This is a genomic window from Candidatus Formimonas warabiya (assembly GCF_002777255.1).
In the GTDB taxonomy this organism is placed as follows: Bacteria; Bacillota; Dehalobacteriia; order Dehalobacteriales; family Dehalobacteriaceae; genus Formimonas; species Formimonas warabiya.
Genome location: NZ_CP017634.1, coordinates 3,926,355 through 3,938,297, shown reverse-complemented (window position 1 = coordinate 3,938,297; position 11,943 = coordinate 3,926,355). Strand labels below are relative to the sequence as shown.

At 46.4% G+C, this 11,943-nt stretch carries 13 protein-coding genes and 2 riboswitches; of the genes, 9 read left to right on the top strand and 4 right to left on the bottom strand.

All coding sequences use genetic code 11. The annotated features are described in order from the left end of the window. The first annotated feature begins 331 nt into the window (after positions 1-331). Complete coding sequence (locus DCMF_RS17880) at positions 332-991, top strand: DUF6483 family protein (protein ID WP_148135679.1); 660 nt, start codon at positions 332-334, stop codon at positions 989-991. 362 nt (positions 992-1,353) lie between these two features. Here the strand turns inward: DCMF_RS17880 and DCMF_RS17875 are convergent, their stop codons facing one another. From DCMF_RS17875 to DCMF_RS17865, 3 genes are all read right to left on the bottom strand, one after another. After that, the gene (locus DCMF_RS17875) at positions 1,354-1,659 is read right to left on the bottom strand and encodes a type II toxin-antitoxin system RelE/ParE family toxin (RefSeq protein WP_214658711.1); all 306 of its coding nucleotides are present in this window, start codon (positions 1,657-1,659) and stop codon (positions 1,354-1,356) included. Next, entirely contained in the window at positions 1,652-1,939 is a 288-nt protein-coding gene (locus DCMF_RS17870; RefSeq protein WP_148135677.1) for a type II toxin-antitoxin system Phd/YefM family antitoxin, read from the bottom strand. The genes DCMF_RS17875 and DCMF_RS17870 overlap by 8 nt, the downstream gene beginning before the upstream one ends. Before the next feature lie 62 nt (positions 1,940-2,001). Beyond that, entirely contained in the window at positions 2,002-2,820 is an 819-nt protein-coding gene (locus tag DCMF_RS17865) for a MerR family transcriptional regulator (RefSeq protein ID WP_148135676.1), read from the bottom strand. Positions 2,821-2,954: 134 nt separating this feature from the next. Here DCMF_RS17865 and DCMF_RS17860 point away from each other — a divergent pair, with 134 nt between their 5' ends. From DCMF_RS17860 to DCMF_RS17840, 5 genes are all read left to right on the top strand, one after another. Continuing rightward, entirely contained in the window at positions 2,955-4,394 is a 1,440-nt protein-coding gene (locus DCMF_RS17860; protein ID WP_148135675.1) for a trimethylamine methyltransferase family protein, read from the top strand. Then, a complete protein-coding gene (locus DCMF_RS17855; protein WP_148135674.1) occupies positions 4,391-5,653 on the top strand; it encodes an MFS transporter in 1,263 nt (420 codons plus the stop codon). Before DCMF_RS17860 ends, DCMF_RS17855 begins: the two co-directional genes overlap by 4 nt. Positions 5,654-5,694: 41 nt before the next feature. Next, positions 5,695-7,176: a trimethylamine methyltransferase family protein gene (locus DCMF_RS17850; protein WP_214658710.1), complete on the top strand. Its 1,482-nt coding sequence runs from the start codon at positions 5,695-5,697 to the stop codon at positions 7,174-7,176. Between the two features lie 66 nt (positions 7,177-7,242). Then, complete coding sequence (locus DCMF_RS17845) at positions 7,243-7,869, top strand: cobalamin B12-binding domain-containing protein (protein WP_148135672.1); 627 nt, start codon at positions 7,243-7,245, stop codon at positions 7,867-7,869. A gap of 213 nt (positions 7,870-8,082) precedes the next feature. After that, positions 8,083-8,168, top strand: a riboswitch (SAM riboswitch). A 74-nt stretch (positions 8,169-8,242) separates the two neighbouring features. After that, positions 8,243-8,337, top strand: a riboswitch (SAM riboswitch). A 56-nt stretch (positions 8,338-8,393) separates the two neighbouring features. Beyond that, positions 8,394-8,747, top strand: coding sequence for a hypothetical protein (locus tag DCMF_RS17840; protein WP_148135671.1), 354 nt, complete (start codon positions 8,394-8,396; stop codon positions 8,745-8,747). Between the two features lie 221 nt (positions 8,748-8,968). Here the strand turns inward: DCMF_RS17840 and DCMF_RS17835 are convergent, their stop codons facing one another. Beyond that, a complete protein-coding gene (locus DCMF_RS17835) occupies positions 8,969-9,757 on the bottom strand; it encodes an amidohydrolase family protein (protein WP_148135670.1) in 789 nt (262 codons plus the stop codon). Positions 9,758-10,090: 333 nt separating this feature from the next. On the opposite strand from DCMF_RS17835, the gene DCMF_RS17830 reads away from it, so the two are divergent. From DCMF_RS17830 to DCMF_RS17825, 3 genes are all read left to right on the top strand, one after another. Further along, complete coding sequence (locus DCMF_RS17830) at positions 10,091-10,633, top strand: 3D domain-containing protein (RefSeq protein ID WP_214658709.1); 543 nt, start codon at positions 10,091-10,093, stop codon at positions 10,631-10,633. 126 nt (positions 10,634-10,759) lie between these two features. After that, entirely contained in the window at positions 10,760-10,927 is a 168-nt protein-coding gene (locus tag DCMF_RS29305; protein ID WP_214658708.1) for a hypothetical protein, read from the top strand. Positions 10,928-10,955: 28 nt separating this feature from the next. After that, the gene (locus DCMF_RS17825; protein ID WP_148135668.1) at positions 10,956-11,816 is read left to right on the top strand and encodes an amino acid ABC transporter substrate-binding protein; all 861 of its coding nucleotides are present in this window, start codon (positions 10,956-10,958) and stop codon (positions 11,814-11,816) included. The last annotated feature ends 127 nt before the right edge of the window (positions 11,817-11,943 follow it).

The following is an 11,943-nucleotide window of genomic DNA, read 5'->3' as shown; positions in this document are numbered from 1 at the left end:
ATTAAAAAAATATAAGTGGTATAGATTTATACTAAACAAGAGGGAGGCAGAGAGTGCTTACCCCCTTGTTTTTAACTGATATATAATAATTTTACGTAGGTATTAATCTGCAGTAAGCACTAGTATAATTTATCACATGAAAAGGTATTAGCTCAAAGAAGCGTTTGTCGAATAGGTGAAGAACCAGACCGGTATATAAAAGCCCTATGAGGGAAGGCTCTAGGTCTAGATGCCAATGCGGAATTTAATGGAACATGCAATATATGTTTTAAAAATGTTAAAATGTAAGAAACTAATCAGCGATTAGGAGAAAATTTCCGGAGGCATATGAATGATAAAAAATGATTACATCATGAAAATGATTGAGCAACTTTCCTCGTTTCTTGCCCAAATAGCAGGATTCAAAGTAAGAAAGCAGTATCAGGAAGGAAAGCAAATAGTAAACGAGGCGCTGAAGGATTTATTTGGGCTAAATCCCCAGACAATAGAAAATCTAGATTATAAAGCCTTGCTTATGCTCATAAGTACGGGGGGAAAATTGGATCAGGCAAAAAGTCTAATGCTTGCGGAGCTGCTTAAAGAAAAAGCCGATTTGTATGATTTAGAGGGCAACCATGATATGGGCAATAATTTATACTTTAAGAGTCTAAATGTCTTAATTGAAGTGTTTTTGTCCACCGGTAAAACATTTTCAGAACAGCACCGGGAAAAGATTCGGGAAATTATCGATATTATCAGTGACCGTGTAATGCCCCAGGACACGCAGGTCTTGTTGTTTCAGTACTATGAACACAACGGACAGTACGCGAAAGCAGAAGATCTACTTTATGAATTACTGGAATCCACTTATTATGACGTTGAAATGGTTGATAAAGGAATTGATTTTTATAAAAGGTTGATGAATAAAACGGAATGGGATTTAAAAGATGGAAATCTGCCGTTGGATGAAGTGATTGACGGTTTAAATAAATTGCAACAATACCAAAATTAAAGACTAATTGGTGAATGTATAAATATTTAAAGATATTTTTGGGCCTTTTCACTTAAACCTGGAAAGGCTCATTTATGTTGTTTCTTAAGGATGATATTTGTCTTCTTTTAGAGTTGCTGGAGGAAAAAAATGCATCATGTTGAAATAACTGGGGAGGCAATAAAAAAGTAAAGATACCAGCGAAACCTGATGACCCGGCCGATGGAGGCTCATAAGGCGCTGCTGGCCGCATGAGAAAAACCGCCACCCCTATTAAGATGACGGTCATCACAAATTTTTTATATTTCCCCTGTCCACTTGGCGGGGAGCACACCAAACTATCCACAAGAAATTTTCACAACAGCCCCTTTTCTTTATGGGCATTACTTTATTATTTTACTCGAGTCCATCCTGGAATAAATAATCCGATGAATTTCCACCACCTGTGCTTTCACTACATAAAAGACAGCATAATTTTTGACTGGCAGCAGCCTGTATTCATCAGGCAATGCCTTGATGGGCTGATACACCTTACAGGAATAAGCGAATTGCCCAAGCCTGGATATGGATTCATCCAGAGCATCCAATAAATCCATCGCAGCTTTTGGTGCTTTTAAATGATCGGCGATATAGTCTGTGACATCGGCTAAATCTTTCCTGGCCAAGGCTAAATACCTGATTTCATACATCACCGGACTCCACTTGATCAGAAAGTTTTGATCTTAATTCATCAAACACTTCTTTATGGGAATATCTCTTATCCGTTATTTTAGCCTCTAATTCGGCTTCCTTCAATTTGAAATATACTTCACTTTCAAATTGATGACGTTCATATGCTTCCATACTCATCACAACCATATCGCCATAACCGTTTTTAGTTAGGAATACCGGTTCAGCGGTTTCGTGAACAATTCTTGAAATATCAGCAAAATTATTCCTTAAATCAGATACGGGTCTAATTTGCGGCATGCGATCACTCCTTTAATTGAGTTAGCATAATTTTATCATAATTATGCTAAATGGTCAATTCTCTAAGAATGTAAAATTGTAAAATGATCGGTTAAAACCTGAATTTCCATCAGAGGATCTGATAAATCAACAATATCGACAAAGGTGTCGGCCTCAATGGCGAAAACAGGAGTAATGTTATATTCTTTTAAGGCATGCAGCAATTTATTAATTTGCTGCTCTCTGTTATGCCGCCGGTAATTGATACAAATATAGCGGCCTTTTGGAAGGGTTTGCAGTTCTACCTTGGAAGAGGCGTCGTGATAGACCTCGACAAACATATTTGTGTACTGAAGCAGTTTTGCGGCTGGATCAATCTGCACCTGGGATCCTGTGGCATAGATGGTAAACAGCTTGTTCTTCCGGATTTCTTTATACACGTCAAAGTAGATTCGATAGGTATCATCGTGGGTGGGTTCGGTGGAACAAGGCCGCATGATGACGGCACGATCTTCCATATCCCGCCAGTAAATACCTTCCTTATTAAGAAGTTCCCTGTCCCGGTAAATCCGTTCTTCCAGCATCTGAAATTTGGCACAGCCCTCAAGTAATAGGGCGATTTGCTCTTGGGCCCGTTGACGCTGCTCGGCGCAGAATTTGGCAAAATGAAGGCTGTCCTGCGTATGCAGGACTCCTTTTATGCTGTTCAGGTTTGCGCCTAAACTTTTAAACAAAACAATCATTTCAATTTCAAATAACTGGTTAATGGAATAATAACGGTAGTTTGTGTCCAAATCCACATAACAAGGTTTTACCAGCCCCATTCTGTCGTACAAACGCAGGGCTTTCGGTGTAATGCCCTTTAGTTTGGCAACCTCTCCGGTGGTCAAATATTTTTTCATCCCGTCACCTCACCCTATTGACTCTGTCCTTAGGGCATAGTTTACACTTTAAATAATGAAATGTCTAGACATTTTTTGAAATCTGATTTTTTACCCGGGCAGATGTGACAAAGTAAAATGAGGAGAGGAAAAAAATGGCTAAGATGCGTATTGAAGTGCTGTCTCATGAGGAGATGGAGACTATTTTTGCCGGGGCTCTTACGGTGCTGGAAGGTACCGGGGTCAAAGTTTATAGTGAGGAGGCATGCCGGCTCCTGGCAGAAGCAGGCTGCCAGGTGGAGGATCATCTGGTAAAAATACCGGAAGCGGTGGTCCGGAAAGCCATCGAAAGTGCTCCGTCCTGTATTGACATTTACAACCGGGAGGGAGAATTGGCCATGCAGTTGAGCGGCCATAACAGCTATTTTGGGCCTGGTGTGACCTGCCCCTATTTTTTTGATCCGGTGACCATGGAACGGAAACCGGCGACAAAAAAGAATGTCGTTGATGTGGCCAAGGTAGCCGATGCCCTGAAAAACGTGGATTTCTTAATGTCCTTATGTATGGTGGGAGACGAAACCCCTGAGTTGGCCGATCTTCACGAAGTCCATGCTATGATCCAGAACAGTACGAAACCTATATTAAGCTGGGCATTTACCAAGGAAAATCTGTCCGATATCATTGACATGTGTGCGGAAGCGGTAGGCGGTATGGACTGCTTGCGCGCCAAACCCAATCTGATCATGTACGCGGAGCCGACTACCCCTTTGGTGCATACCAAAGAGGCGGTGGAAAAACTGATGCTTCTGGCCCGAAAAGGGATTCCGGCCGTTTATTCTCCGGGGATGACCTTGGGCGGCACTACGCCCATCACCATTGCCGGCGCGCTCACCGTGGGCCTTTCCGAGGGGCTTACCGGTGTGGTGATCAGCCAGCTGGTCAATCCCGGCGCGCCTATTATCACCAGTGCCAACGCGGGGGCATTGGATATGAGTACCTTGCAGGCGGCCTACGGAAGTCCCGAAATGTGTCTGGAGGATGCCGCGGCGACACAGATTTACCGGTGGTTGGGCATTCCTACCTTTGGCCTGGCCGGAGCCACTGATGCCAAGGTCATTGATGCCCAGGCGATTGCGGAAGTGACCATGGAGATTATTTTTTCCCTGGGCTCAGGGGCTAATCTGGTCCATGATTTAGGCATGATGGACATCGGCATGACCGGATCCATTCATCTGCTCACAATTTGTGACGAAATCGTGGGCATGGCGCGCCGCCTTTCTGAGGGTGTGATCGTTGATGAGGACAGGATGGCTGCTGAGATGATTCACGAGGTGGGACCCGGGGGGAATTTCATTGTGCAGGAGCATACCGTGAAATATTTGCGCAGCGTGCTCTTCCGTCCGGAACTGGCCACCAGGGCCATTTATGATGCCTGGCAAAAAGACGGGGGCAAGACCATGCAAGACAAGGCATATGAAAAGGTACAGCGCATTCTCAGCGAGCATAAGCCAAAGCCCCTGGAGCAAAGTAAAAAAGAGAAAATCGACGCCATTCTTGCCCGGGCGGAGGCCCGGCTGGGGAGGGGAAAAAATTGAGCGAGGGAAATACCGGATACGTAAAACGGGTTATCATGATGTTTATCCTGATTCTGGCGGGAAGTGCCATTTATGAATTGCCTTATCTCCGGTACAACTATTATGATGTACTGAAAGAGGCCCTCAAGCTGAACAATACCGAACTGGGTACCCTCATGAGTGTTTACGGATTTATTGCCATGCTCTGTTACTTCCCCGGAGGCTGGCTGGCCGACCGTATTTCCAGCCGGAAGCTGATTTCATTTTCCCTGGTTGCCACGGGATTGATCGGATTCTATTTCGGCACCTTCCCGGGATACCATATGCAGCTGGCCATCCATGTAGGCTGGGCGGTCACGACCACCCTCACCTTCTGGGCTGCCTTGATCAAAGGGACCCGGCAATTGGGCGACAGAAGTGAACAGGGCAGGCTTTTCGGCATTCTGGAAGGGGGGCGCGGCTTGCTCCCCACCCTCTACGGCTTTTTGTTTCTGGCCTTGTTTAACCGGCTGGGCGCCTCTGTTTTTGGTTTGCGTTGGCTGATTTTTCGCTATGCCGGCCTGGCGGTTCTGGCGGGAGTATTTACCTGGTTTTTATTTAACGATGACAAGTCTAACGGTCCCTCCAACCCGGTGCTAAAGGATATCGGCAAAGTGGTCCGCATACCCGGGGTGTGGCTGATCGCTTTGATCATCTTCTCCTCCTATATTCAATATACGGCCCAAAGTTATTTAACGCCGTATCTGACCGAGATTTTCGGCGCTTCCGTATCCCTGGCCGCTGCTTTAGGGCTGATCCGCACCTATGTGCTGGCCATCGGGGGCGGTCCCGTGGGCGGTTTTGTGGCGGACAAGATCGGGTCTTCGGTGCAAGTGCTGCTGGGTGCTTTTGCCCTGATTATTGTTTCCCTGATCGCCTTTCTTCTTATCCCCGGCGATCCCAAATTCCTGTGGGCAGGGCTGCTGGCCATGGTGCTGCTGGCCTTATCCGTCTTTGTCACCAGGGGGATTTATTTTGCCGCCATTGATGAAATCTCCATTCCCATGGAATATACGGGTGCTGCGGTGGGATTTGCTTCCCTGATCGGATTTATGCCGGAAGCCTTCATTTATACCTTATTTGGCAACTGGATGGACGCCAACCCGGGGATTGCCGGATATAAGATTATGTTTACCTTTATGACGGTATTCAGCGTCATCGGCTTTATGGCCAGCGGCATTCTGCTGAGAAAAATAAAAAAAGATCAGCATAAAAATCAGACCCCAGCAGAGTCTCTCTAAGTTTTTTGATCAAAAGGATAAAAACGGGGGAGGTACCCAGTGTGAAAAAGTTTTCTTTTGAAAGTCAGCCCGCCTTAAGATTACTGACCAATGAGCAGATTGTTTCCCTGCATGAAAGAGCATTAAGGATTCTGCACAATACGGGGGTAAAATTTGATTCGGCAGAAGCCCTGCATATTTTGGAGGAACAGGGCGCCATCGTCGACCATGAAGGGAAAATAGCCAAATTTCCCGCCCCCATGGTGCTGAATGCCTTAAACCAGGTGCCCGGGTCATTTGATCTATATCAGCGGGACGGGGCATTGGCTGTGGAGTTAGGGGGCAATCAGTCCTATTTTGATCCGGGTTCCGCCGTGCTCAAGTTTATGGAATCAGACGGAAAGACGGTAAGGCCGACGGTGGCGAAAGACTTGGTTCAACTGTCCCTCTTAGGGGACGCCCTGGAGAACATCGACCTGCTTTCCACGGCCCTGGTGATGCATGATGTGCCTGTAGAGATCGGCGATGTTTACCGCTTCTATTTAATTCTGAAGAATGCCGGAAAAGCCACCATTGGGGGCGCCTTCAGCGTAGAAGGGATCAAAAGAATCCGGGATGTTTTGGCTGCTGCCGTAGGCGGGTATGAAGAACTCCGGGCCAGGCCCCGGATTGTGGCGGACATTTGTTCCTCGGCCCCTTTAAAGTGGACCCATATCAGCTGTCAAAATGTGATCGACTGCGCCCGCTGGGGTCTGCCCATTGAGTTTATTTCCGTGCCTATGCCGGGCGCTTGTTCCCCGGCCACTTTGGCGGGATCGGTGCTGGTCCATACCGTAGAGGTTTTAAGCGGGATCGTGCTGGCCCAATGTGTTTCTCCCGGCGCCAAGGTCGTGTACGGGGGAGCCCCCATGCATTTTGATATGCGCTACAGCACCACCTCTTTAAGTGCTTTGGAGGCCACCATGATTTCTGTTTGTTACGCCCAAATGGGGAAATATTATGGATTGCCCACCCATACCTATGCTTGCCTCAGCGACGCCAAGGAAATCGATGCCCAGGCGGGTTTGGAAACAGGGATGAGCGGCATGCTGGCCCTGCTGGGGGGAATTAATGTGATTTCAGGGCCCGGTGTCCTTGATTTCTGCACCATTATCAGCATGGAGAAGCTGATGATCGACAACGATATCTGCGGCATGGTGAAAAGACTGGGAAAAGGTGTCGCGTTTACGGAGGAGACGGTGGCGGAAGAGTTAATTTCTTCCCTGGGACCGGGGGGAGACTTTTTGTCTACGGAACATACCTTTCATTGGTTCAAGAAGGAGCCCTACTTGCCTTCTGCCGTAATTGAACGCAGCAACCGTGACGTCTGGGAGGCGATGGGCGCGAAAACGACGCTGGTACGGGCCCGGGAACGGGTCGAGGAAATGCTGAAAAAAGGAACCCCCAATCTATTGGCCCCGGAAAAGGCGGGCGAGGTAGACCGGGTGATGAAAGAAATCATGAAAGAGCTGAAGATCCCGCAACTTCCCTTTGGACCCCAATAAATATATTTTTTTACCGGGGCATTCCTGAACAGGAGGAAGTAATTTAAAGATAAAGGAGAAGATCGTATGGCAAATTTTGAAGCGTTATCCCAGAGTGTGATTTCCGGAAAAGAGGCTCAGGTGAAAGAACAAACGAAAGCAATGGTCGACACCGGAGTAAACCCTCTTGATATTATCAACCAGGGTTTAATCGCCGGCATGAATGTGGTGGGCGCCCGGTTCAAGAACGGCGAAATGTTTGTTCCTGAAGTACTCATGTCCGCAAAATCCATGGCCTCCGGTATTGAAATTGTGAAACCTTTGATCGCCGACAAAGATATGCCCAGCAAAGGAAAAATCATACTGGGCACCGTTAAAGGCGACCTTCATGACATCGGTAAAAACCTGGTGGGTATGATGTTGGAAAGCGGCGGCTTCAGTGTAGTTAACTTAGGCATCGACATTCCTCCGGAAAAATTTGTGGCTGCAATCAAAGAACATACCCCGGATATCGTAGCCATGTCCGCTCTTCTTACCACCACCATGCTGCACATGAAAGACACCATTGAATTAATCAAAGAAGAAGGCTTAAAAGCTAAATGCATCGTGGGCGGCGCACCTATTTCCCAGGACTTTGCCGATGAGATCGGCGCCGACGGCTTTGCTCCCGATGCCGCTTCTGCTGTAGAACTGTGTGCAAAACTGCTTGCCTAAGATAAAAAAAATTTCGGGATCCGGGGACTGATTACCCGGATCCGGGAAACACGATCAAGACCAAGAGATCCAAAATCCGATCCGTCAATCATAATAGAGGATGGTTTTTGCTCCGCATGTGTTATCTGTGCGGAGCAAATTTTTTTCAGGGGAGATCAATCCCTTTTCTACCCTTGACGGGACTTCTATTTTTTGGTACCATAGCTATAAATTATTCTATCAAGAGTAGGTGAGGGACTTAGTCCGATGACCCTACAGCAACCTGTCCCTGACAAGGTGCTACCGCTAAGCGATGGGAGGTGTCTAATTAAAGTTCAGATGTCCTTCTTGTGCGGAGCAGGAAGGTTTTTTTGTTTTCCGGATCGTGAATAATTGCTTATCCAGAGTGAAGTAGAGACCTGGCTCCATGACTTCACAGCAACCTGTTGAGAAACAAGGTGCTACCGCCAGCTTGAGGGACGATAAGTAAATTGCTTAGAATCCCTTTCTGCGCAGGGATTTTTGTTTTTAAGGGAGGAATTTTTGTGGAAAACAGAATACCGGAAGAAATAAGTCTGACCCACGGGAAGGAAAGCGGTCTCCTCTCCACAGAGGATTATGCACGGCAGGTTATTCAGGCCATGAATCATTCCCTTTTACCCGATCATAGACTTGGCATCAAATTTAGTGAAACCATGGCGGGGATTCTGGCAGACGGCTATCTCCTGTTCACCTTTTCCCTTCCCTGGCTGGAGAGTTTCCGCCAGGTAAACGCAAAAGGATTGGAAGAGTTGATTCTGATCAGGCTGGAAGACAGAGGCATCCAGTTGGACCGGAATTCCGCCTATCTCAAGACCTGGTTCCGGTCCCAGCGTCCGACAAAGGGACCCATCAAGTAAGTTATCCAAAGGTTATGCAGGTGTTCGATTCCATATCCAGGCTTAAGTTGCCCACCCATTGGGTCCTGCAGGGGGACCCGTTGCCGAACGCATCCTCGTCTCGTTATGCTTGCCCCTTGGTCTGAAGGGTCTTAGGGGATCAGCAAGTAAGCAATATTCATTTAGTGGGTTACCCGGATCCCCAAAAAAGCGCAGCGACCAGGCGCGCTTTTTTTTAAGGCTTACAGCTTCAATAATCGCTGCGCATTGCCGCCCAAGATCAGGTCTAATTGGTGATCCGTTAATTTTAACGATTTGATCTGGGAGACTTCTTTTGATGGGTCGGTCCAGGGAGAGTCTGTGCCGAAAAGAATTTTTTCCGCACCATGCGCTTGAATGAGCCTTTCCATGCCGGCGGCCCCTAATTTGTGAAAAGAAAAGGAGGTATCCAGGAATAAGGACTTTCCCACCAAAAATTTTTCCACCTCGTCCCAAAAGAGGTACCCCCCCATATGAGCGGCAATGATGCGGGCGCCGGGAAAATCTTCCACTACTTTTTTGAGCTGGAGGGGGGTGCAGCGGCAAGGATCAGGAAAGCCCATATCGATGCCGGCATGAAACAGCACGATTAAACCGGATTGGAACACTTTTTCATAGATGGGAAACATCCTTTTTTCATCCACATAAAAATCTTGATAATAAGGATGAAATTTAACGCCTTTGATGCCCTGCTCCACGATCCACCGGAGTTCCTCCTGCCAGTGATCTAAATCCGGATGGAGGGTAGCAAAAGGGATGATGGTACTGTCCTCTATCCCTGCCACCCAGCGGTTGATGACGGATGTTTGTTCCGGTTTGGTGGCGATGGGGAGGATCACGCTTTTGTCTATTCCTGCGCAACCCATGGATTTTTTCAGTACCTCTATGGTACCGTTTGCGTAAGCCGTGATGCCGGCTCTTTTGGCTAAAACAGGGATTGCCTTTAACGCTAGATGATCGGGAAAACAATGGGTATGAACATCGATTAACATAACGAAAGAAAAGACCTCCAGGTATTAAAATTTTTACTCCTTCATAAGTACTATTATACAGACGAATTTTGCCCGGTGCACGCAATAAAACAAAAACAGCCTTTAGATTGAAAGAAAAAATCTAAAGGCTGTTTTTGTTTTGTCATGAGAGAAAAAAATGGAATTCTTGTGTCTCCAACATAAAAAGAGTAGCAAATTAATAAAATATGGAAATATATGTATATTTAATGAACAAATAGGGAAAATAAATAATAAATCTGGGAGAGGATAAGAAAATTTAAGTATTAGGTGATAAAAGTGAAAAAATTTATGCTCGTTCTTTTGTTGGAGGTCATGTTTTTTTGTCAAGGAGAACCGGCTCCCATTGAGGCTCCCGGACAAGCCATGCCGGTCCAGCAAGTAGCAGCGACAGATAAGATCGTCCGAGGGTTAAGCAAGGAGAAGGTATTACCGCCGGTTAAAGCGGTGGAGAAAAAGCAAGTGGCTGTATGGGAAAAAGCGCAGGAAAAAAATACCCCCGAGCCAAAGAAAAATGAAAATGCCGCAAAGGCCAAAAGGGAGCCGGAGGCAACCAATGTATCCAGGCATCGGGAGTACGGAACAGCACAGATTTTTGAAGCGACTGCCTACTGCAGTTGTAAGAAATGCTGTGGGAAAAGTGACGGTATCACCAAAAGCGGTGTGAAGGTACATAAAGGAACCTTAGCGGTGGATCCCAAGGTGATCCCCTTGGGCACAAAAGTGTATATTGAGGGAATGGGCTGGTTTGTGGCGGAAGACACAGGCAATTTCCGGGGAAATAGAATCGATATCTACATGGAAACCCATGAGAAAGCGCTGCAATTTGGCCGGAAAAATGTGAAAGTTATCCTCTAACCATTGCTTTATCCGGTTTCATCGTCAGCCCATGGGCAAAAAACAGGCAAAAAAAGCCTGTTTTTTCCTATGAAAAAGAAAATTTTAAGTTTTATGAAAAATTCCTTTCCTGGATGGAGGAGTCTGATGATGATTGGCGAAAATACAGGTAATAATTTGTACGGTATTTTTCATATTTTGTTCCTGGTGTTATATAATGATGGTACCCATGTTCGCTTTGGGAGATTTTGCCCTACTGCCCCTAGCTTTACTGAGTTAATGTATTATAGTACAATACCCTTAGGGAATATGTAATTAATATTTTAACAAAGGAGAGGATAGTGTGAAAAAAAGGTGGATTCTTTTATTTGTGACCATTTGTGCCATTTCGTTACTTATTGCCGGCTGCGGCGGACAACAGGCCGATACCACAGAGCAGTCCGGGACGACAGAACAGTCCGGGACCACCGATCAATCAGTGGATCAGTCGTGGGTTAAAATTCAGGAAAAAGGAGAATTTGTGGTCGGTTTGGACGATAATTACCCGCCGGCGGGTTACCGGGATGAAAAAGGAGAACTAGTGGGCTGTGATATCGATTTAGCCAAAGAAGCAGCGGAAAGGCTGGGCGTTAAAGTCGTCTTTAAGCCGGTGCAATGGGATGGAGTTTTGATGAACCTGAAAAACGGGGATATTGATGTGATCTGGAATGCGCTGGGCATTACCCCCGAACGGGAGAAGGAAATCGCCTTTACCGACTGCTATATGGAAGACCGCAATATTATCGTGGTGAATGCAGGCTCCGCCATTAAGACTAAGGCGGATCTGGCCGGTAAAGTTATTGGCTTGCAATTAGGCAGTACCGCGGAAGATGCGGTGAAGAATGATCCCATTTCCTCTGAAATTAAAGAAGTGAGAAAGTTTGAAAGTCCCACCCAGGCCTTAATGGATATGCAGGCTGGCCGTATTGATGCGGTCGTGACCAATGAAATGAATGGCCGGTACCTGATTAACAAGGATAAAGCCCTTGACAAATACGCGATCCTGGAAGAAGACCTGGGCAAAGAACCCTATGGGGTCGGTGTACGCATGGAGGATAAAGCTTTCCTGGCTGAGCTGAACCGGGTGCTCGATGAAATGAAGGCGGACGGCGCTGCGGCCGAGATCAGCAACAAATGGTTCGGGTCGGATATTATTAAGAAATAAGAAATAAATAGGGAAATAAAAGAAATAGGAAGTAAACAAAAATACTTCCTATTTCATTTTATTTTGGTACAATAGGATGTGTGGCATTTAACCGGGTCATAAATGACAAAGCGCAAGGGGATAAGAG